Origin of the sequence: Streptomyces sp. WELS2 (assembly GCF_013870595.1) — a bacterium.
Taxonomy (GTDB): Bacteria; Actinomycetota; Actinomycetes; order Streptomycetales; family Streptomycetaceae; genus Streptomyces.
In genome coordinates this window covers 1-21,207 of record NZ_JACBWZ010000033.1, presented here as the reverse complement: position 1 = coordinate 21,207, position 21,207 = coordinate 1, and the positions used below count along the sequence as shown (strand labels likewise).

The window sequence follows — 21,207 nt, the reverse complement described above, 5'->3', positions numbered from 1 at the left end:
GCGGTCGAAGAGCGGATCGTTCATGGGACCACCCTGTGATGCAGGACAGACGACCGCGCGGTGTGGGATGCCGTACGGGTGAGGGGGTCGCGCGGGGGCTGACACGGGGCGCGCGTTCAACGCGTTCACGCTTCATCGGCGCCGTGCGGGTGTGCGCCGCACGCCCCCGGGGAGCCGGTACAGGGTCCGAAGGAGTGCCGCCCGGCGCTCCGCCTGGGTGCCGGGGCCGATGGGGCGTGGGTGACAAGTCGGCATGGCCTCTGCAGGGAAGCGGCGGGTGCCCTTTCGCCCTCTCCCCGTCGGCGTGACGGAGCGTCCGGAACGGAGTACCGGCCATGACCATGCAAGAACAGGTGAGCGGTGCGGGACATACGGGAGCGAGGCCCGGCCGTGTGCACCGCGCCCGCCGGACGGCGGCCCGCGACGCGGTGTACGGACCGCCGCCGGGCTTCGGCGGGGCCGCGGACCGTCGCGGCTCGCCGGTCTCCGCTCGCGACCCGGACGGCCGGCGTCGTGCCTGACGCGACCCACGCCCGTCACGACATGTCGTCTCCCGATCCGAGGAGTCCCCTCCATGCCTGCCACCGAGTTCATCGACACCGTGGGAATCAACCTCCCCGAGCACCTGAGTGCCAACGAGTTCCTTTCCCTCGCCCGCGAGGGGATGATCGAGGAGAAACACCTGCGGAGCTTCGCCCTCGCCGAGTTCCAGTCCCAGGAGGCCGAGTTCACGGCGTACGGCCTGTTGCTGGCCCGCTACCCGCACGAGGTGCCCGGCGGGTTCTTCTCCTTCGTCGCGCACGAGCTGATGCGGGCCCGGCACCGGATGGTGAACGGTCTCGCGCCCGCGCTGCGCCTCTCGCCCGACGAGATGCGCCGTGCTCCCCGCCTGGAACCGGTGCGGCGCTTCACCGAGTTCATCTCCTGGGTCGCTCTGCACGCCGGAGCGGCGGAAGCCGCTCTCGTGGCACGCACCGACTTCACCCTGTGGTGCAACACCTGTGCCGTTCTGGCCGACGTGCTGAGCGAGGCGAAGCAGGTTCCCGAGGCCGCGATCGAGTACATCGGCGCCTACCGCGAGAACCCTCCGGAGGTGGCGGACGGCGTCCTGGAGGTCATCGAGTACGGCAGGGCGCGCGACGAACCCGAAGAGTGGATCACGCGCAGTGCGGTGCGGATGGAACCGGCGCTGCGGTCCTGGTGGCGGGCGGTCGCCACGGCCGGATGAGGGCCTCGGGAACGAACACGGTCGGGCGGGGTCACGTACGGGAGGAAGTGGACATGGGCCGCGAGGTCGGACGAGTGGCATTCACGGAAGAGGAGTACGCACGGTTCCGCGTCCGCCTGGCGGACTGCCTCACCGCGCTGGAGAAGCTGGTGGTCCGGCCCGGGTTCGGACAGGTGCCGAGCACGTTGGGCGCCGAACTGGAGCTGTCGCTCGCCGGGCCGGACGGCCGTCCCGTCCCGGTGAACGCGGCCGTACGCGAGGGACTGGGTGACGACGGTCTCGCCCTGGAAGTGGCCCGCTTCAACCTCGAGGCCAACCTGGAGCCGGTTCCTCTGCGGGGGCGTCCGTTCACGGAGCTGGCCGCGCAGGCAGCCCGGGCGCTGGCGCGGATCACCGCCTGGTCGCTGCCGCGCCACGGCGCCCGGGCGGTACCGATCGGGACGCTGCCCACGCTGACACCGGCCGACCTGACGGCACGGGCGCTGACCGACCTGCCGCGCTACCACGCGCTGGAACGCGCCTGGGCCCGGCGGCGTCCCGCGCCGTTCCCGCTGTGCGTGGGGGACGGCGAGCAGGGACTGCTGCGGGCCGAGTCCGTGGCGGTCCAGGGCGCGGCCTGTTCCTGGCAGGTGCACCTGACCGTGGCCCCGGACCTCTTCTGCCCCACGTACAACGCCGCCCAGCTCGCCACCGGACCGGCTCTGGCCGCCGCGGGCAATTCGCCCTTCCCGCTGGGCCGGCGCGGCTGGCAGGAAGCCCGCATCGCGGTGTACGAACAGGGCTTCGGGGAGCGTGGTGCGAGCTGCCGCGGGACTTCACGGCCGCGGGTCGGTTTCGGGCACGCCTGGCTGCGGGGTGGTCCGCTCGCGGCGTTCGAGGAAGCCGTGCGCGGCTACGACGTCCTGCTTCCGTCGGTTCCCCCGGCCGAGGACGACGACGTCTCGCCGGACGGCTGCCCCTCGCTGGAGGAACTGCGCCTGCACGTGAGCACCGTGTGGCCGTGGAACCGGCCGGTGTACGACCCGCTCGGACACCTGCGGATCGAATTCAGGGCACTCCCCTCCGGGCCGACCCCGCTCGACATGGCGGCGAACACGGCGTTCCTGGTCGGTCTCACCCTCTCCCTGGCCGCCGAGGGCCGCGATGTGGCCGGGGAGCTTCCCTTCTCCCACGCCAGGGAGAACTTCTACCGGGCCGCGCGTGACGGTCTGCGGGCGAGCCTGTGGTGGCCCTCACCCGGCTCGGCGCCCCGGAGACACGAGGCGGGCGCCCTGGTGGAAGAGCTGCTGCCGCAGGCACGGGAAGGACTGGTCACCGCCGGGGTGGACGCCGCCGAGGCGGATGCCCTGCTGGACCTGCTGGACCGCCGGACGGCGTCGGGCCGTACCGGGGCGTGGTGGCAGCAGCGGACACTGGAGGCACTGAGCCGACGGGAGCAGCGCGCCCCGAACACCGACCGGGAGACAGCCGGGCTCACCGCCACGGCACCGGAACGAGACGTGATCCCGCCCGCACCGGAAGGCGCCACCGCGCTGCGGACGGCCGGTCAGGCCGGGCGGACCGGTGACAGGGGCGCACGCGTCACCGGTGCCGGCCGGCCCGACCCGCTCCTCGAGGAGCTGACGGTGCGCTACGCCCGGCTCGCCGAGGCAGCCCGCCCCGTGCACACCTGGAACCTTCCCGCCCTTCCCCGACGGAGTCAGCGATGAGCCCCGGCACACCCCCGCCCGCCAGCGACTTGCAGGTCGACTTCCCCTTCGACTACGCCGCGCACGTCGGTGACGGCCGGCGCATGGGACGGCTGCCCGAGAGGACCGCGGGCGCGCGCGTCGCCGTGATCGGAGCGGGCGGCAGCGGGCTGGCGGCCGCCTACGAGCTGCTGCGAGCGGGCTGCCGGCCCGTCGTGTACGAGGCCGAACGGAGCCAGGACGGGCCGGGGGGCCGGCGTCTGGGCGGCCGCATGTACAGCCGGCGACTCGACGAGGCGGACAGCGCCGTCGTGGAACTGGGCTGCCTGCGGTTCCCCGAATCGGCACGGTTGCTGCGCCAGTACGGTCACACGTTCGGCGTACGGCTGGAGCCCTTCCGTGACAACTACGCGGATCCCACGCCGTTGACCGTGCTCGACGTCGACGGCCGGCAGTACCCGGCGAGGGGCCTGGAGGACCTCTACGACCTCAACGAGGAGTTCCGCGAGGCGCACACACGCTGGCAGCGGGCGCTTGCCCGCATCGGTTTCGTCCAGATCCAGCGAGACGTCGCCGCCCGTGACCTCGGCGCGGTGCGCCGCCGCTGGCGCACGGTGCTGACCAGGTTCGAGATGTGGTCCTTCTACCGCTTCCTGCGCGACCCGGAAGGCGCGGGCCTGAGCCATGACCAGGCACGGCTGCTGGGCACCGCCGGGATAGGACCCGCGGTCTGGGACGCCTTCTTCGAGCTCAGCGTGATCGAGATCCTGCGCCTGCTGCTGTGCACCGAGGGAAGCGGACTGCTGTACGCGCCGGACGGCGTCAGCCGCCTGGCCGAGGGCTTCTGGGCACACCGCACCACCGGCCCCGACGGGCGTACCCACAGTCTGGAGGCCGCCAACGGGGGTGTGTTGCGTCCCGCGGTGCGCGCCATCGACGTCGAACCGGACGCCGCTCGCGGGGTCGTGGTGCACAGCGAGGACGGGCGCAGCGAACGGTACGCGGCCGCCGTGTTCACCCCCCAGTTGCGTCTGCTGGAGACCGGCGTGGAGGTGCGTTCCACCGCCGCTCACACCCCCGCGCTCGGCCCGCGCCTGTGGCGGGCCGTCCGCCGGCTGCACTACTGGCAGTCCTCCAAGACCGCGCTCGTGGTGGACAGTCCCTTCTGGGAGGGAACGTCCATGGACGGGGTCACCCTCACCGACCGGCTGCCGAGGGCCGCCTACACCGTGGACTACGGCCCACCGCGCGGACCCGGGGGCCGGCGTGGTGTGGTGGACCTCAGCTTCACCTGGGCGCAGGACGCCATGAAGGTGGCGCCCTCCGCCCCGGAGGAACGTCTCGCCCTCTTCGTCCGCGATCTCGCCGCCATCCACCCCGAGGTGGCGGACGAGCTGCGCGCCCACACCGACACGGCGGCGACGGTGACGGTGTCGTGGGAGGACAAACGCAACTTCCGCGGTCTGAGCCGCTTCTCGTGTCCGGGCGACCACTCCTACCAACGTGATCTGTTCGCCCACTTCATGAAGGACTTCAACGGCACGGCGGCCGTACCGGGAGAACCGCCGAACGCCCTCTTCCTGGCCGGTGACGACACCTCGTGGTCCCCGGGCTGGCTCGACCACGCGCTTGCCTCCGGCCTGAACGCCGCCTGGGGAGTCCTGCGGCAACTCGGCGCCCGGCCGGAACCGGGCAACCCCGGACCCGGCGACCTGTGGGACGACCCCCGGTACACACCGCTCACCGTTTCCTGACCAAGGACACCGCCAGGCCCCCGAGGCGCCCTGCCCACAGTGGCCGGTCCCCGCCCGCCCGACCCGCCCCCGCACCGCCGTCCCGGAGGTATCCATGCACGCACCCCCCGTCAGAGACCTGCTGCTGCGGCCGGACCGCGTGTGGGACGCGGTCGCGGACACACCGGTGGACGGCCTGTCCGTCCTCGTACGCGACGGCCGGATCGCCGAGATCGGACACGCCCTCCCGGCCGGCCCGGAGACGGACGTCGTCGAGATGCCCGGCTGCACCCTCCTGCCGGGGTTCATCGACTGCCACGTCCACCTCCTGGACGAAGCCGCGGAGACGGCACCCGCCGCCTACCAGACCCTCACCGCGGTGCCCGTCCTGCGCGCACTGCTGCACCGCGGCTTCACCACCGTGCGGGACCTGGGCAGCGCCCACCTGCCCCTGAACGTGTCCTTGCGCCGGGCGGTCGAGGACGGCCTCGTCGAGGGACCTCGCATTCTGGCGGCGCCCAACATCCTGTCGCCCCGCGGAGGCCACGGGGACAAACAGCCCGACCTCGCGCTGCGGTACGGGCACCAGATCGGCACGCTGGCCGAAGGCGTCGAAGGGCTGCGCCGCGCGGTGCGCGAGCAGTCCCGGGCCGGCGCCGACTGGATCAAGTTCGCGGGCGGTGGCGGTTTCTCCTCACCCGTGGACAGCCCCACCAGCACCGCGTACTCGAGCACGGAGATGCACGCCATCGTCTCCACCGCCGGCGATCTGGGACTTCCCTGCGCGGCGCACCTCTTCACCGACCGTGCCATCCTGCGCGCCGTCGAGGCCGGAGTGCGCAGTGTGGAACACGGCTGCTTCGCCACCGCGCCGACCTACCGGGTGATGGAGGAGGCCGGTGTGTTCCTGGTGCCGACCCAGTACGCCCAGACGTACTTCCTCGACCGGCTGGACGACGACGACTTCTGGGACGGCTCCACGGCGACCGTCCGCGCCAACTACCGGGCACACGCCGAGGCACTGCGCGAAGGACTGCTGCGGCCCGCCCGGACGAACGTGAAGACGGCCTTCGGCACCGACGCCGGGATGTTCCCCCACGCGGAGAACTGGCGCGAGTTCCCCACCATGCTCGCCCACGGGTACACCGCCCTGCGTGCCCTGAGGGCGGCCACCTGCGTCGCCGCGGACCTTCTCGACCGCCCCGACCTGGGCACGATCACCCCCGGCGCCACGGCCGACCTCGTCGCTCTCGAAGGCGACCCGTTCGAGGACATCACCGCCACCGGCCGCAGCCGGTACGTCTTCCAGCGGGGCCGGATGGTCACCGGACCGTCCGGCCCCGTCCCGGTGGCTCCGCGCCCGGTGGCGCCCCGCCCCTCATCCCACCGATCGAACACGGGAGATCACATGAAGGCCGAACAACTCATCGAAGCGATGAAACCGGACGTCGAACGGTTCGTCAGCGGGAACCGGCTCGTCGAACTCGCCCGCACCGGGGAGATAGACACCGAACACTTCAAGCGCATCGTGCTCGCCGAGTACCAGTGCCAGGAAGCCGAACTCTCCACGTACGCGCTGCTGGTGTCCCGGCACCGCCACGAGATCCCGGCCACCCTGTTCTCCTTCGCCCTGCACACCATCGCCACCGCTCGCGGGCTGCTGCGCGAAGCCGCCTCGTCCGTCGGCCTCACCGGTGGCGACATCCCGCCGGTACCGGTCGACCAGGGTCTCTTCCGGGTCGTGCGCGACCTCACCTGGATGGGCACCCAGGCAGGCCCCGCCGAAGCCGCCCTCTACCTCCACACGGACCTCTCCACCTGGTGCACCCTCTTCTCCGGCCTCGTCTCCGCCGCACGCCGGCTGCCGGACGTCCCCCGTCCCGTCCTCACCTACATGGACAGCTGGGGCGACCGGCCGCCGCCCGAGGTCGCCGAGGGAACTCTCCGGGTGCTCGAGTACGGCCTCGACCGGGGAGAGGAACCGGACCGCGTCCTCCATACCGCCCGGCAGCTGGGGGTGCTCGTCGAACCGTACTGGTCCTACGTCGCCGGGGGTTGAAGGGAAGGGGCACCGCCGCGGGTACGGCCTCCGGCGTCCCCCGTGACGCGTCCGGTGCCGTCCACGCCGCCCGTCGGTGCCGCCGTCCGGCGCCACGACCCCGGACGGCGGGATTTCACCAGCGACAACTGCTCAGGTGCCCACCCGGAGATCCTCTCCGCGCTCCACGTGGCCAACGGCGGCCATCAGCAGGCCTACGGCATGGACCGCTACACGGCTCACCTGGAGGACACCTTCCGCCGTCACTTCGGGCCCGACGCACAGGTGTTCGCCGTCTTCAACGGAACCGGAGCCAACATCATCGCGCTGCAGGCCGTCACCAGCCGCTGGGGAGCGGTGATCTGCGCCGAGCAGGCCCACCTGAACGAGGACGAGGGGGGTGGTCCGGAGCACATGGCGGGGCTGAAGCTGCTCGGCGTGCCCGCCGTGGACGGCAAGCTGAGCCCGGAAGTGATCGACAGGACGGTGGCGGAGGCGAACGACGTGCACTCCGCCCCGCCCCGGGCCCTTTCCCTGGCCCAGGCCACGGAACTGGGTACCTGCTACACCCCCGCGGAGATCCGTGACCTGACCGCCCGTGCGCACGCCCATGGCCTCGCCGTGCACATGGACGGCGCGCGCCTCGCGAACGCGGCGGTGTCCCTGGGAGTCCCCCTGTCCGCCTGCACGACGGACGCGGGGGTCGACATCCTGTCCTTCGGCGGCACGAAGAACGGACTGCTGTTCGGGGAATGCGTGGTGGCCCTGGACCCGTCCCGGGTGTCGGGCATGCCGTATCTGCGCAAACGCTCCGCGCAGCTCGCCTCCAAAATGCGTTTCCTCTCCGTCCAGTTCGAGGCGCTCCTCGACGGGGACCTGTGGGAGCGGAACGCGAGGCGCGCGAACGCCATGGCCACACGGCTGGGAATCCACCTGTCCCGTGTGGAGGGAGTGGCGGTCAGCCGTCCGGTCGAGTCCAACGCGGTGTTCGCGACGCTGCCTCGGGCGGCCCGCGCCCGCCTTGCGGACCGCTACACGCTCTACCTCAATGACGAAAGCCGCGGCGAGGTACGGCTGATGTGCTCCTACGACACCACGCAGGAGGACGTCGACGACTTCGCCGCCGCTGCCGAGGCGGCGCTCAGGCGGGCCTGAGCCGCAGCCGCCGATGGTCACGTACGCCGTGTCGCCGAGCCGCGTCACACAGCTCCGGCCTGCCGGGACGTGCGCGAACAGCCCGCGCACCGGGCCCGGTTCACACGCCCACGACCTGACATCACCGACGTCCTCACCCACAACCGCACCAGCGGCCGGCTCGCCCCCCCTTGTCGCGAACACCGTCGCGGTAGTGGGGCGGGAGACGCCCCCACACCGGTGGATCACACCGCACGGGCAAGTTAGATTTGCGCTCCTCAGAGGGATTGATGGTGCTATGAACAGCTCTAGCCCATCCGGCGTCCTCTTTCGGTGTTTTCCTCCGGAGACGCGCAGTGCACCACTGGCCCGGCGGTTCGTGCGGTCGGCGTTGCGCGGTGTCGCGCCGGAGGTGGTGGACACCGCCGAGCTGCTGACCAGTGAGCTGGTGACCAACGCGGTGCTGCACGCGCGAACCGAGGTGGAGGTGCGGATCTGGTCGCACGAGGGACAGGTGCGGGTGCGAGTGGGCGACGGACGGCCGGACCGCCCGCTCGTGCCGCGCGAGCCCAGGCCGTATGCCGGTACGGGGCGGGGCCTCGCCGTGGTCGAGGAGCTGGCCTCCAGCCATGGAGCCCACGTCGGGGAGGGCCGCAAGACGGTCTGGTTCGAGCTGTGGCCCAAAGCCCCGGCGCCGCCGACGTCCGGGTGGGAGTCCGTGCCCCTGTGCGGACGGACCGCGACCGTGACGCTGATCGACATGCCGTACATCGTGTTCCGCGCGGCGCAGCAGCACGGTGACGAGATGCTGCGCGAACTGATGTTGACCACAGGCGTCGAGGAGCACGCCGGAGTGTCGGTCCCCGAGCTGCTCGTGGCCCACGACGTGGCCGACGTGATCAACGCGTGCATGACATCCGCACTGGAGGAGACGGTCACCGGCGGCGCCACGGTGACCCTGGACATCGCCTTCCCGTTGGAGGCCGCGCCCGCCGTGGACACGTTGCGGCACGTCCTCGAACAAGGCGACGCGGCGGCGCAGCTGGGGGCCCTGCTCACCCTCCCGGCTCCGCCGCACGTGCGGAGCCACTGCCAATGGGTGCTCGACCAGCTGGTCACCCAGCTCTCCGGAGGTCCGCCCACCGCGTGGACGCTGCTGCCCGGCATGCCGGACGCGACTTCCGTCGAACTGGCGCCGTGGGACGCCGGCGATGTCGAGGACAGCGATGTCCCGACTGTCGCGGCCGACGACGACGGCCGGATCATCGCGGCCAACGCCGCTCTGGCCGACCTGCTGGGATGGCAGACCGACGAGCTGATCGGCAGACCGTTGACCGTGCTGATTCCCGAGCATCTGCGCGAGCGTCATCGTGCCGGGTTCACCGGGCTGCGGCTGACCGGCCGGTCCCGCATCATGGGCCGGTCCATCCCCCTTCCGGCGCTGCACCGCGACGGCAGTCTGGTCCATGTGCGTCTGCACGTCCGGAGCCAGGAGGCGGTGGACGGCCGCACGGTACGGGTCGGCCAGTTCATGCCCCGGGCGACGGCTCCCGGGGAGGACCGGCCGGTATCGCGTCACGGTTCCGGGCCCTCGGTGCGGCTGCACGCCGGCGCGGCGGCGGCGCCGCGGGGCGGCGGTGAGAAGGCGACACGGTCCTGGGAACGGCTGATCCTGCTCGCCGACACCACCAGTGCGCTGTCGAGCACACTCGACTTGCGCGAGGGACTGCGCCGAGTGTGCCACGTCCTCACCCGGCAGATGGCCACCTGGTGCGTGGTCGACCTGCTCGACGAGCACGGGGATGCCGAACGGATCTGCGTCGTCCACCGCGACCCTCGGGCACTGGGCGCCGGGGTGGACCTCGGCAGGCTGCCCCCGGTGTCCGAGAACGCGCGAGGACCGCTGGCCCGGGTACTCAACGGCGCGGGGCCCCTGCTGATCACCGACATTCCCTCACCGGACCAGGCGGAAAGCGCCCTGGACGCCAAGCAGCTGAGGCTGTTCGAGCAGTTGGGCGCCGACAGCACGATCATGGCGCCGTTGCGGGCCCGCCGCGAGGTGCTGGGCGCCCTGATCGTCGTACGCACCGGCCACGACGACCCCTTCACCGAACAGGACGCGCTCCTCGTCGCCGACCTCGTGAAGGGCATCGCGCTGAGTGTCGACAACGCCCGTCTGCACCAGCACACCCGTAACACGGCCGAGCGGCTCCAGCGTTCCCTCCTGCCCCGCCTCCCGCACATCCCGTCCATGGAGATCACCGCCCGCTACGCCCCGTCCAGTACCACCGCCCAGGTCGGCGGTGACTGGTTCGACGCCTTCACCCTGCCCGACGGCGACACGGCCGTGGTCATCGGAGACGTGTCCGGGCATGATCTGAACGCCGCCGTGACGATGAGCCAACTGCGCAACATGCTCCGCGGCATCGCCGTCGACTGCCAGGACCGGCCCGCGGAGGTACTGCGCCGCCTCGACCTCGCGACCCTCACCCTGTACCCGCACTCCACCGCGACCTGCGCCTACGCCGTCGTCAAAGGCCTGCCCGACGGCCCATGGGAAGCGCACTACTCATCCGCCGGACACCTCCCCCCGCTCCTGACGTGTCCCAACGGCCACACCCAGTACCTGGAGTCCGCCTCCGGCCTGCTCATCGGCGTGGACAGCACCCTTCCCAGAACCACCGCGCGCGCCCCGCTGCCGGCCCACTCCACCCTGCTCATGTTCACCGACGGCCTGATCGAACGCCCGGGAGAATCCCTCAGCGATGCCTTGGGCCGCCTGCGCCGGCACACCGCCGCCCTCGCCCAGGCCCCCCTCGACGTCTTCTGCGACGAACTGATCCTCGGTCTCGGCGCCGGCAGCACCGACGACATCGCCCTCCTCGCCCTGCGTCCCACCCCGCCAGGCACCTGACCGGCGGCCGCCCCGGTGGTGGAGCGCTGTCGCACAGCGGCGCCGATCACGAGCAGCACGGCCGCAACCCGTTCGCACACGGGGCCGCACACTCTGGTGCGCGCGGTGACGGCGCCGGCTTCCCTCACGGGCCGACGACGGGAAGCACCCCCTCGTTCACGGCTGCCGACTGGCTCGCGGGCAGTCCCGGCATAGCCCGCGTCTTCCGTACCCGTGCGCCGGCGGGGCCGCCGGCGGCGCTCCTGGTCGCGGTGCCGGCGGCTTTGCCGTTTCCGGGCTTGACGCGTTGTGTCGATGCCGCCGCTTTCACCGCGGCCCACCCCTGTGCGGCGTCCTTGGCGCTTCTCCACCACCGGACCGGCCACCCGCGGCGCAGCGTGCCCGCTCCGCCCCGCCGTTCGCGTCACGCGCCCTCGCGGCGATCGTGCACCCGTCCGAGCCTGCGCCCCAGCAACAGGTAACCGGCCAACGCGCCGGACGTGTTGAGGATGACATCGTCCACGTCGAAGACCCGTCCGGTGACCAGGAAACCCTGGGCCATCTCGACCAACAGCATCACCGTTGCGGTCAGCAGCATCACCCGCCAGAACCCCCGGGCCCCCGTGGCGAGCACCGGCAGCAGTACCCCGAACGGCACGCCCAGCAGGAGGTTGCCGCCTATCTGCTTCACGGTGTCCCGCAGTTCGGGCTGGTCGAGGTAGGCCCTGAGAGAGCGGCCGGGGTGCAGGTTGTTGTGCGTCAGGGAAGCCGAGGCCGGGGACGGCTCCAGGGTGACCTTGGCCAGTACGGCGGCGAAGGCCACCATGAAGACGAAGGCGCAGAGCATGGCCAACACCCGGACCGGCCAAGGGAGTACATGTCGGCGGTGGGAGCGCCGGACCGTCGTTTCCCCGGCAGCCCCCGCCGCAGTGGCCGCACGGGCATCGCCCGCCCTGCCCGCCCTAGCGCCCCGGGCAAGGCCGCCCCACCGCCACGCCCGCACCCTCGGGAACAGTCCGCCGTCCCCGCTCGCCTTCGTCACCGAGGTCTTTCGGGTGCCCTCGGAGGGTTGCACCTCCCTCCTGGCCCGGCCCCGGAGGCCGAACCTGGCGAGGGCACTCGTTCGGGGCGCGCGGCCACGAGAGCCTGCGCGTGCGGACAAGGCGATACGGGCCATGCGGTCCTCCAGTCGTCGACAAACCTCGTGTCCATGGGAGTTCGGCGGACTCGTCGGTGTGCACGGGATGGGCGCCGTGCAGGGCATCCGGCGGGTTGGCGTCCTTCTCCGGGCCGACGACCTCGATGTCCGCGGCCGCCCCGTAACGGCTGATGGCCTTTGAGGACGTGAGGAGAGCGAGGCTCGGGTGATCGTGCGTCGCCGTACCGGGAAAGGCCCTTGACGCACGGCGGTACGGCCATTTCGGCTCGGCGAACGGCAGCACACGCGTCGGCCCGGAAGCAGCCATGTCTTCGCCCGACGGGACATGGCCCGCGAGAGGTGGTCATCCGGCAGCCCTCCTTCCTGTCCTCCGGATGCCCCGATCGCGTACCGGAAACCGGCGCGGAGAACCTGATGCGGTGGAGGTTCCGCGTCCTCTGACAGACCGACGGCACGCGGCCGTTCACGAAGCGGGCTCCGGGTACGCCTGCGGCACGACCGTCCACGAACAGACCGCCGTGGCGGCCCCGGTGACGGAACAGCCTCCGGAGGCCCGGTGGATGCCGCCGGACCGACACACCCGTGCCCGGTGATCCGGCGCCGGCGGCAGGGCCTTCCGGGTGACCGTCGAAGTCACCGGGCGGGCCGCACGGCGCGTCCACCGTCTCCGCGGGACGAGAACACCGTGTCGGCAGACCAGGGTCCGGCCTGCCGACACGGTCTGGGGGAGCAGGTCAGCGGCGACCGGTCTCCTTGAGCGACTCCTTGTTCCCCCGGGCCTTGCCCATGGCCTCGGCGGCGGCGCCCTTGGCGACCAGCTTGGTGTTTCCGGTGGCCCGTCCCACCGCCCGCGCGATCTTGCCGACGGCCTGCTCGGCCTTGGCCCGCGCCTTCTCGTTGGCGGTCATGGTCAGCCCTCCTCCGATTCGGTGAGTCGTTCTGGCTGGCGCATGACCCGGCACGGCGCAGCCAAACCCTCGTCGCGGATGCGCGGCGAATGACCGGCAAGGTGCCGCTGTGGTGCGGCAACCGTCCAGGGGGAACCGTGCGCGGCGCGCGTATGCCCGTCGGCGCGTGAAGTTAACTCGCATTCTGTGTGCTTGTAGAGGTGAAGCAAGGGCATCCGGTGGCCGGGAGGTTGATAACGATGGTTCCCCTGCTTCTGGTTCTTCTGCTGGCCCTGATCCTCTTCGGCGCGGGCTTCGCGCTGAAGGCACTCTGGTGGATCGCGGTGATCGTGCTGGTCCTGTGGCTCCTGGGCTTCGTCGTACGCTCGGCGGACGGCACGGGCCGCAAGAGGCGCTGGTACCGGTGGTAGGTACGGGCGCACGGCGCGAGAAGCGCGGTTCATAGCGAGCACGGGGCCCGGCCGGTGACGGCCGGGCCCCACGTCGTGCGAGGAGGCGCGCCCTGCCGTACCGCCGGCACATGCGGCGTACCGGGCGCCCCAGAGGGTATGTGTATGCCGCACCGGCCCTGTGGCAGTCTGCTCAGCGGGAACGCGCGGGTCGGTCCCTGTGCATCAGTTGGGCAATCCGTGGGCTCGGCGGGAACCGTGGGGTGGGCTGCGAGACGGCTGGCTGTGGCGGTGACCTCAGCGGCGAGGTGGCACTCCGCTCCCTCTTGCAGGACCCGGCCCCGGTGAGGGGGCCGCGACCGGGTCGCCGGTGTAGCCGATCTCACCGGCCAATCGACCGGGATCATCGCGGCGGGGGCAGGGTCGGACACCTGGAGGGTGCCCGGCCCGGCCTTGGCCGCACGGGCCGTCTTCCAGGCCACCGGCCGTTTCCACGACCCCTGCTACGCCCGGGACTGGGTCCGTCCCGGCATCGGGGAGGAGTTCACGGCCGTTGTGGACCTACTGGTGCGCGGGCTCAGCGCACCGTGACGGTGACGGTGGGCGAATAGACCTTCCCGGACTTGGTCACACTCGCGACCCGCAGGTGCTCGGTGCCCTTGGTGTCCAACTTGGCCAGCAGGGCGTAGGAGTTGCCCGTCTTGACCTTGGCGGTCGCCTTGAGCGCCGTCCACTTGCCGTCCTTCTCGTGCAGGAGCACCAGCGGACTGCCCACCTTCAGGCCCTTGGTGCGTCCGGTGAACTTCACCGTCTCACCGGCTTTCACCGTGGACTTGTCGGCGCGGGCGGTGATCGAGGGCATGGCCGACGGGCTCGGGCTCATGCTCGTGTGCTTGTCCGTGGGGCTGGGGCTCGGGCCCGCGTTCGCCGCGAAGGCTCCGGCCGTTCCGCCGCAGAGCAGCGCCGCGCAGAGGACGCCGGTACCGAGAGCACGGCCGTGGCGATGGCGGAGTACGGAGGTCATGTTTCGCTCCTGTCGCTCGATGGACGTCTCCCAGGCTGACCCGGGTCCACCGTGACGGCCACTCGAGCCGGCCCGGAACTCCATCTCCGTTCCGACGAAATGGCAGGTCACAGCGGGTTTCCGGCGACTTGGAATGCGGCGCCGGCCCCCGGCGGGACACCATGGCCCACCGGAAGCCCCGCTCCGGCGGCGCGGACCGGCCGTCGCCCGAGCGTTCCGGTAGCCACCGGGCCGGCGCCGCCGGCCCGCTTGCGCCGACCGGAACACCCCGGCCGGCGCACCCACTGACGGACCGTCAGCTGACGCACCGGATACGGCGAAGGGGTACGGCGAGGGCGGCGGGTGTCACGGCCGCGCCCCAGGCGGGGCCGAGCCGACCGAGGGCCACGGCAACCGGGGCCGGGCTGAATCCGGCGCGGAACCGAACCGGACGATCCGGGTAGAGATCCGGCGCGGGCGTAGCCGGTGGTGGGGAGCTGCTCGAGTGCCGCGAGCGCGGCCTGACGGTCCGGGCCGCCGAGGAAGGGACCCGCGGCCTCCCGCGACGCGCGAGGCTCCACCCGACTCCCATCCATTCGGTCTCGCGTGACCCGGTGCTCAAGCTTCGGTGAGAACACTCGACCTTCGCCGCGGGAGGTCACCCGTTCCCGCCGCGCTCGACCCACTCTTCGCCGCCCTGAACGCCAAGGCCTCACCGATCGGCACCTGGCCAACCTCCCGGCCGGCACCCTCACCGCCGTCCGTATCCCCGGCTCGACGACCACTACACGGCCGAGGCCCGGATCCTCACCACGGACGCCGAGGCCAACCTGCTGAAACCGGCGGAACTCCGCGGCACCCTCACCGCCGGATAGGCGGCGCGCCGTGCGGAGGTGAAGGCGGCCTACGTCCGCACGCAGACCCTCGGCGGCCCCCGTAACGATCCCCTCACCCGAGCCGTGGCGGCAGCCGGGCCGCTGGTGGACCGGATCACCACCGTCGAGGCGGTCATCAACCGAGCGACCGCTCCCCGCCACCGCTCCACCCACCCGAAAACCCGGAGCGTGGCCGGGCAAGGGATGGCGTACTGCCTCGCGCCCATAGCCGTGGCCTTCGGCATCGTGACGCCGACCACGATCACCCTGGTGCGTCGCGACCGCCGGTGGATGCCACCGGCGACCGAAAGCCGACGCCGGCGTGACACGGTTGCAAAAAACCGGAGTACCTCCCGGCACGGTGGTGCCCGCCTCGTGCGTTCCACCGGAACGGTCGCAGGGGCGTGCGTAGGTCACGGGCGGTCGCGACGGTGAGCGAGGGCGGACACGCCCCCGGACGAAGCCGGGTGCTCCTCGCTACGACTTCCGGGCGGAAGGTGCCGACAGCGGCGCGGGAAGTCGCCGTCCGCCCCGGCAGCGGTGGCGGTTCTCACCGGGAGCGCCGACAATCGGAGGTGTTGGTCTGGTAAATCAGGCGGATCCATCTCCCAAACACCCGACCGGAAACTGGGCAAGTCGGTAGCGCTCCCAGTCGGGACTGCGTTCAGGCGCGGGTGACGTGCCGAGTGACGTATGTAGTGACCGCCGGGAGGATTGATTGTGCCACTCACCGAGAAGGACCTGCTCAAGATGGGGGACGGGGGCTTGGTGGAGCTGTTCCGCACCAGTCCACCCGGCGAAATCCCACACGGCCCCTTGGAGGGCACGGGAATCGTCCCGTGGGGAGGCAGATGGGTGGCGGAGCCGCTCGCCTGGCTGGTGCGCATGGCCTTGTGGCGGGGGAAGGTCTTCGATCGCGCGGGCTATCTCAGTAATCGGATGACCGCGTTCGATGTGCTTGCCATTGTGGCCCAGGTCCATACCGGGCCGAGCCTGATGGACGAACAGGACTGCATCGTCATCGACTACTCCCGAATTTCACTGGTGGCTCGCGGCGTGCGCGACGAAATACGCGAAGTCGCCCCGGGGCTTTATCTGGGTGTGGTCTGGCTGCTGGGGGCGCGGGTCTGCTGGTTCACGCTCAGGGTGCCGGAAATCGGTCCCATGCCCTCTGGTGACCCGTCACGCCGTTCGCACGGCGAGGGACGATCATGAGTAACCTTGGTAACCGCGTTCGCCCGTTGTGCACGCGCAGGGGACGCCACGACAGGACGTGGGCCGTGGCCCTGCGGTCGACATCGGCCGTCGTCGCGGCGGCCTGTGCCGCCTTCGCCCTGCCGGCACCGGCGTTCGGTGCCGCGTCGCTCCCGCTCCAGGGAACCGTCACCGGGGCCGGGAAGCCGCTCAAAGGCTCCCAGGTCACACTCATGGCCGGGTCACGCTCCGGTGCCAGGAAGTTGGGTCAGGCCACGGCCGACGCGCACGGATCCTTCCGGATCACGTACACGAAGCCTGCCGACGGGGTGCTCTACCTGGAGGCCACGTCCCCCCAGGCGCACAGACTCCGACTGCGCTCGGTCGTCGGCTTCGGTACCGGCGGCGGTGTACCCGGGCGGACTGTGAGCAAGGTGACGGTCAACGAACTGACCACCGTCGCGGCAACGTACGCCCTTGCCCAGTTCAGCGACCGGCAGGGCATCGCCGGGCCCGCTCCAGGGCTGGAGAACGCCGCCGCGACCTCGTTCAACCTCGCCGACCCGACAACCGGCAAGGCCGGAAAGCCCCTTACCGGTGACAGCGCCAACAGCGACACGCTCGCCACGCAGAACACGCTGGCCGACCTCGTGTCGCTCTGCGTGACGAACGACGCCCGGTGCGACAAGCTCACCCGACTGGCGACACCGTCCGGCGGAACCCGGCCGGCCGACACCGTGCAGGCGATCCTCGATCTGGCGCACAACCCCACGCAGGCCCCGGACCGTCTGGCGGCCCTGGCCCGTACCGCGAAGGTGTTCACTCCCGCCCTCGGCGCGGCGCCCGAGTCCTGGATCATGGCAGTGCGCTACCCCGCTCCCCAGGTCTACGCGCCAGGACGCATTGCGTTCGACGCGAAGGGCAACGTGTGGGCGACCAACAACTGGAAGCCGGGCACAAGGGACCCCAGCTCCTACGTCACCGTGCAAGACCCCACCGGTCGGCCGGTCCTGGGCAGCCCCATCAGCGGCGGCGGCATGAAGGCCGGAGCCTGGGGCCTCGCGATCGATCACAACGGATCGGTGTGGGCACCCAGCTACGGCGGCAACGCCATGTCGAAGTACTCCGCCTCCGGCAAGCCGCTGTCCCCCTCCACCGGGTGGAAGAACGGCGATCTCGTCAAACCCCAGGGCGTCGCCGTCGACCAGCGCGGCAACATATGGATCGCCAACTCCCACGGCCTCAAGGGCAAGCCCGGCGCGGGCAGCGTCGTGGTCTACCCCCACGGCGACCCGAGCAAGGCCATCAGCATCACCGACAAGAGCTTCAACCACCCCTTCGCCGTCCAGATCGACGGCCAGGGACGAGCCTGGGTCACCAACAGCCACCTCTCCTTCGACGAGATCAGGCAATCGGGTCGGCCAAGCAACGTCGGCGGAAGCGTCACGGTGATCGGCCGTGATTTCAAGACCGTCACCTCCGTCACGGACGAATCGCTGCAAGGTCCCACCGGGTTCGCCCTGGATTCCAAAGGCAACGCCTGGGTCGCCGACTTCTTCAGCAGCGCAGTCACCGAGATCCGGCCGAACGGTACCGTCGCGGGCGTGCACCAGCTGCCCAAGAGGGTCTTCCCCTGGTCGGTCGCCATCGACGGCCAGGACCGCGTATGGGTCGCCGGGTTCGGCAATTCCTCCGTCACCCTCTTGTGCGGAGTGAACGGCGCCGCCTGCCCGTCCGGCGCGTCCGCCGGCACCGTCCTCTCCCCCGCCCAGGGCTTCCGGAACAAGGCGATCCAGCACCTCACGGCGGTACAGATCGACCCCTCGGGCAACGCCTGGGTGGCCAACAACTGGTCGAAGATCATCCCGCCCACAGGGGGCGTGGGCTTGGTGGAACTCATCGGTGCCGCCACACCGGTCTGCACGCCCTTGACCCCACTCCCGACGCGTCCGTCGTCGGCGACCACGAGCGCGTGTTCGAAGTAGTCGGACATGTGACACGGCGAGTGAGCGGCGGGAGCGGATGAGCACCGGCCTGAGCCGGGCTCCCTGCCGACGCGTGTACACCCTCCCCGAACGGCTCAGCTCTTGTGACCGGAGGCCGCCGGGGGCAGAAAGTCAAAGCAGGTGAGGCGGCCGCGAACGCCGCCCGCCACGGGAGAACGGAGTGCGACCATGACCGCACAGCCTCACCCGGGAGAGCCGTCCGGCGGTTACGGCCCGCCTCCCACCCGACACAGCGCCTTGGCCGTCGGCGGCGCCACCTTCGCCGGCGTACTGCTGCTCGTCAACGGCATTCTGGCGATCCTCCAGGGCATCTCCGCGATCGCCAGGGACGACGTCTACGCACGCATCGGCGACTACGTCTACAAGATCAGCCTCACCGGGTGGGGGTGGATCCTGCTGATCCTCGGCGTCATCGCCGCCGTCACGGGCTGGGGCATCCTCTCCCGGGCCGCCTGGGCCCGCGCGGTCGGCATCGCGCTGGCGTCGCTGAGCCTGATCGCGCAGTTCCTGTTCCTGCCGTACCAGCCCCTGTGGTCGATCATCGTCATGGCCATCGACGTGTTCGTGATCTGGGCCCTCGCCTCCCACCAGCCGGAGCCCACCGGGCGTTGACACAAGGCCGCTGATGACCGCTGTGGCCAGGGACCCGAATGGCGACGCCGATGACCGCGTCGGCGCCTGTGGTGACGCCCTCGTGAAGCGCCCGCGCCTGCGCCGACCGCGCGCGGAACGCCCTGCGCCCGGTCGGCCGGCACGAACCGCGCAAGCTGGACCTGCCTGGATGATCTGGGCCCCTCAGGAGTCCGAGTCGACCTCCATGGCGTCGGCGTCCGCGCCGACCTTCGTGCCCTCGCGGTCCGTGTCGGAGTCGCTGTTCTGGTCCCAGGTGAGGTCGCCCTGCTGGGTGAAGGTGATGTAGGTACCGCCGGCCGCCTCGACCAGGTCGTGCAGGTACTTGGCGTAGTCCTTGACGCTCTCCTCCTCGTAGTCCTCCATGCCCTTGTTGGCCGCCTTGCTCGGCCAGAGCGGGCCCGGGTAGACCTCGACGTCGCCGTTCTGGACGGGGGTGGCGTAGATCTGGGTGTAGCAGACGACGCAGGGGCGCTTGACGCCGACCGTCTTCGCCGGGTCGAAGCCCTGGAGTTTCTGCAGTCGCCGTTCGGCGTGGAGGCCGTCGTCGTCGGCGGAGACGTCCTCGGGCACCTTGACCGTCATGCTCGCGATCTCGGCGTAGTCCCCGCTCTCGGTCTCGCCCTCGGCCACCCGGTCCGACAGCTTGCCGGTGTGGCGGGCGAAGCGGTCCCGGGCCTCCGCGTCGGGTTCTCCGAAGTGCTCGACCAGGGCCTTGGCGAACGTCTTCCCCGTGCCGTGCCGCCCCGCGAGTTCCCGCAGCTTCGCGTTGTGCGTGTTGCGGTTGGCGGAGATGTACAGGTCGGTGCCGATCGCGCTCACCTGCACCTCCTCGGCGGCCGAGGAGGTGACGCTCCCGAGGTACTCCTTGGCGAGGGTCGAGATCCAGCGCATGCTCTGGGTGGTCCGGGCGGAGGCGAAGTCCTTCGGCGGACGGGTGTTCCCCGAGCCCTTGTAGATCTTCTCCGTGGCGTTCAGGCCCCCGGTCTGGTTCTCCTCCGGCGCCTTCGTCAAGTGGAGGGTACGGTTCTGGGCCCCGCCGTGCGCCGTCCAGCCCCAGGTCCGGACCAGCTCCTTGATCAGTTCGTCCTTCGCGTTGGGCGTACTGCCCTTCTTCTTGCCGCCGGTCTTCGCCCTCGGTGCCTTCGGCATCCGCTGGACGGACGCCGTACGGGCCGTCGCCTGCCGCGCCGACGCCCGCTGGACCGCCTCTTCCGCACCGGCATGCGTGGTCGGCCGGGGCCCGCTCATGACGCGCCGTGCGTTCGCCTCCGCCTCCCGTTCGAAGCGGTCCGACGGGTCCGACACCCGCAGCCCCGAGCCGTTGTCGGTGCCGGAGACCGGCCCCTGGCGCTGCTGGATCACATGGGTCAGCTCGTGCGCCAGGGTCTGCTTGTCCCGGCCGCCTTCGCCGAGGACCACGTGACTGCCCGACGTGTACGCGCGGGCGCCGATCTCCGACGCGGAGTTCTTGGCCGAACGGTCGTCGTGGATGCGGACGTCGGAGAAGTCGGCGTCGAGCCGGGCCTCCATGTCCGCGCGGGTGGAACGGTCCAGCGGACGGCCCGCGCCACGCAGGACGTCGTGCACCGAGGACCGCTGCACCGGGGCCTGCGCGCTCCCCCCGTGGCCGCAACCGGCTTCGTGCCGATGCTCCTGCTCCTCCTGGGCCACGCCCGCGCGCCGCATCCGCTGAACCACCGCCGCGTTGCCGATGCTTCCCTGCAGGCCTGTGAGGCCCGACGCCGGACCGGCGCCCGGAGCCGTGGGCCTGCGTGCCGGAAGCCGCTCGTCGTGGAGGTCGTCCTTCCGGTCTTTGCCGTGCGCGTGCATAAACTCTCCTGCTGACCGGAAGTGATGTCCTGTCCCCTTGATAGGGGATCACCGCCGCCCGTACAAGGGCCGTCGGGGCAGACTCGGCTGACCGAAGGGGCAACGTTCGGCGTGATCCGGCAGGTCCCCGGAGGGTGCCACCGCTGTGTGGTGTCGTCCCGGTCGGGCTGGGGGACGGTGTCGCCGATGAGTCGGCCAGGCGCTGGAGCCGCGCGGCGAGTTCGTGGCGTTCCCGCGGGCTGAAGTGTGACAACGCCTCCGTCCGGGGGCCCTCGGCTCCGTGCGCCTCGCCCGGAGCCGGTCCGCGCCGTCGTCGGTGAGACGGACGAGGACCTGGCGCTCGTCATACGGGGGCACTGCCGCGTGACCACCCCGGCCGTTGCTGGTCGCGGGTGTCGGTGGTGGGGCGGACGGGGGTCCATCGGTGGGGTCTCCTCAGCAGGTGACGCGGGCGACGAGGGCGGTGGCGTTGTCCGCGTGCGGGTCGTTCAGGTCG

Annotated in this window: 14 protein-coding genes and 2 pseudogenes; 12 read left to right on the top strand and 4 right to left on the bottom strand. The window is 71.3% G+C overall.

Going from position 1 to position 21,207, the window contains the following annotated elements; translation table 11 throughout:
• Positions 1–574: 574 nt before the first annotated feature.
• The 6 genes from H5J33_RS03990 to H5J33_RS03965 all read left to right on the top strand — a co-directional run bounded on the left by H5J33_RS03990 (position 575) and on the right by H5J33_RS03965 (position 10,735).
• Entirely contained in the window at positions 575–1,228 is a 654-nt protein-coding gene (locus tag H5J33_RS03990) for a hypothetical protein (protein WP_181793385.1), read from the top strand.
• A gap of 74 nt (positions 1,229–1,302) precedes the next feature.
• The gene (locus H5J33_RS03985; protein ID WP_181793384.1) at positions 1,303–2,937 is read left to right on the top strand and encodes a glutamate--cysteine ligase; all 1,635 of its coding nucleotides are present in this window, start codon (positions 1,303–1,305) and stop codon (positions 2,935–2,937) included.
• Positions 2,934–4,670: an FAD-dependent oxidoreductase gene (locus H5J33_RS03980; protein ID WP_181793383.1), complete on the top strand. Its 1,737-nt coding sequence runs from the start codon at positions 2,934–2,936 to the stop codon at positions 4,668–4,670. Before H5J33_RS03985 ends, H5J33_RS03980 begins: the two co-directional genes overlap by 4 nt.
• 94 nt (positions 4,671–4,764) lie before the next feature.
• On the top strand, positions 4,765–6,708 hold the full coding sequence (locus tag H5J33_RS03975) for an amidohydrolase family protein (protein ID WP_181793382.1): 1,944 nt from the start codon (positions 4,765–4,767) through the stop codon (positions 6,706–6,708).
• A 42-nt stretch (positions 6,709–6,750) separates the two neighbouring features.
• Positions 6,751–7,842, top strand: coding sequence for a low specificity L-threonine aldolase (locus tag H5J33_RS03970; protein WP_309485312.1), 1,092 nt, complete (start codon positions 6,751–6,753; stop codon positions 7,840–7,842).
• A gap of 277 nt (positions 7,843–8,119) precedes the next feature.
• Positions 8,120–10,735, top strand: a complete 2,616-nt coding sequence (locus H5J33_RS03965; RefSeq protein ID WP_181793381.1) for a SpoIIE family protein phosphatase — start codon at positions 8,120–8,122, stop codon at positions 10,733–10,735.
• Between the two features lie 403 nt (positions 10,736–11,138).
• Here the strand turns inward: H5J33_RS03965 and H5J33_RS37150 are convergent, their stop codons facing one another.
• Positions 11,139–11,717: a VanZ family protein gene (locus H5J33_RS37150; protein ID WP_399552763.1), complete on the bottom strand. Its 579-nt coding sequence runs from the start codon at positions 11,715–11,717 to the stop codon at positions 11,139–11,141.
• Positions 11,718–12,607: 890 nt separating this feature from the next.
• Complete coding sequence (locus H5J33_RS03955) at positions 12,608–12,781, bottom strand: CsbD family protein (protein ID WP_181793379.1); 174 nt, start codon at positions 12,779–12,781, stop codon at positions 12,608–12,610.
• A 239-nt stretch (positions 12,782–13,020) separates the two neighbouring features.
• Here H5J33_RS03955 and H5J33_RS03950 point away from each other — a divergent pair, with 239 nt between their 5' ends.
• Positions 13,021–13,191: a DUF5670 family protein gene (locus H5J33_RS03950; protein WP_181793378.1), complete on the top strand. Its 171-nt coding sequence runs from the start codon at positions 13,021–13,023 to the stop codon at positions 13,189–13,191.
• Positions 13,192–13,554: 363 nt separating this feature from the next.
• Positions 13,555–13,761 (top strand): annotated as a pseudogene (locus H5J33_RS03945) (TetR/AcrR family transcriptional regulator); the annotation flags it as partial.
• On the opposite strand, the gene H5J33_RS03940 reads toward H5J33_RS03945, so the two are convergent.
• The gene (locus H5J33_RS03940) at positions 13,748–14,194 is read right to left on the bottom strand and encodes a hypothetical protein (protein ID WP_181793377.1); all 447 of its coding nucleotides are present in this window, start codon (positions 14,192–14,194) and stop codon (positions 13,748–13,750) included. The pseudogene H5J33_RS03945 and the gene H5J33_RS03940 overlap by 14 nt on opposite strands.
• Before the next feature lie 752 nt (positions 14,195–14,946).
• Between H5J33_RS03940 and H5J33_RS37145 the strand changes: the two are divergent.
• The 4 genes and pseudogenes from H5J33_RS37145 to H5J33_RS03925 form a co-directional block, all read left to right on the top strand.
• Positions 14,947–15,234: pseudogene (locus H5J33_RS37145) on the top strand (ATP-binding protein); the annotation flags it as partial.
• Positions 15,235–15,768: 534 nt separating this feature from the next.
• A complete protein-coding gene (locus H5J33_RS03935) occupies positions 15,769–16,263 on the top strand; it encodes a hypothetical protein (RefSeq protein ID WP_181793376.1) in 495 nt (164 codons plus the stop codon).
• 65 nt (positions 16,264–16,328) lie between these two features.
• Entirely contained in the window at positions 16,329–18,227 is a 1,899-nt protein-coding gene (locus H5J33_RS03930) for an NHL repeat-containing protein (protein WP_309485311.1), read from the top strand.
• 189 nt (positions 18,228–18,416) lie between these two features.
• Complete coding sequence (locus H5J33_RS03925) at positions 18,417–18,860, top strand: hypothetical protein (RefSeq protein ID WP_181793375.1); 444 nt, start codon at positions 18,417–18,419, stop codon at positions 18,858–18,860.
• 183 nt (positions 18,861–19,043) lie between these two features.
• Here the strand turns inward: H5J33_RS03925 and H5J33_RS38600 are convergent, their stop codons facing one another.
• The gene (locus H5J33_RS38600; protein WP_399552762.1) at positions 19,044–20,483 is read right to left on the bottom strand and encodes a DUF4157 domain-containing protein; all 1,440 of its coding nucleotides are present in this window, start codon (positions 20,481–20,483) and stop codon (positions 19,044–19,046) included.
• Positions 20,484–21,207 lie beyond the last annotated feature (724 nt).

Excerpts from the sequence above, each read along its gene's own strand:
- H5J33_RS03990 (WP_181793385.1), top strand. The coding sequence starts at position 575 with ATGCCTGCCACCGAGTTCATCGACACCGTGGGAATCAACCTCCCCGAG.
- H5J33_RS03980 (WP_181793383.1), top strand. The coding sequence starts at position 2,934 with ATGAGCCCCGGCACACCCCCGCCCGCCAGCGACTTGCAGGTCGACTTC.
- H5J33_RS03975 (WP_181793382.1), top strand. The coding sequence starts at position 4,765 with ATGCACGCACCCCCCGTCAGAGACCTGCTGCTGCGGCCGGACCGCGTG.
- H5J33_RS03965 (WP_181793381.1), top strand. The coding sequence starts at position 8,120 with ATGAACAGCTCTAGCCCATCCGGCGTCCTCTTTCGGTGTTTTCCTCCG.
- H5J33_RS03955 (WP_181793379.1), bottom strand. The coding sequence starts at position 12,781 with ATGACCGCCAACGAGAAGGCGCGGGCCAAGGCCGAGCAGGCCGTCGGC.
- H5J33_RS03950 (WP_181793378.1), top strand. The coding sequence starts at position 13,021 with ATGGTTCCCCTGCTTCTGGTTCTTCTGCTGGCCCTGATCCTCTTCGGC.
- H5J33_RS03940 (WP_181793377.1), bottom strand. The coding sequence starts at position 14,194 with ATGACCTCCGTACTCCGCCATCGCCACGGCCGTGCTCTCGGTACCGGC.
- H5J33_RS03925 (WP_181793375.1), top strand. The coding sequence starts at position 18,417 with ATGACCGCACAGCCTCACCCGGGAGAGCCGTCCGGCGGTTACGGCCCG.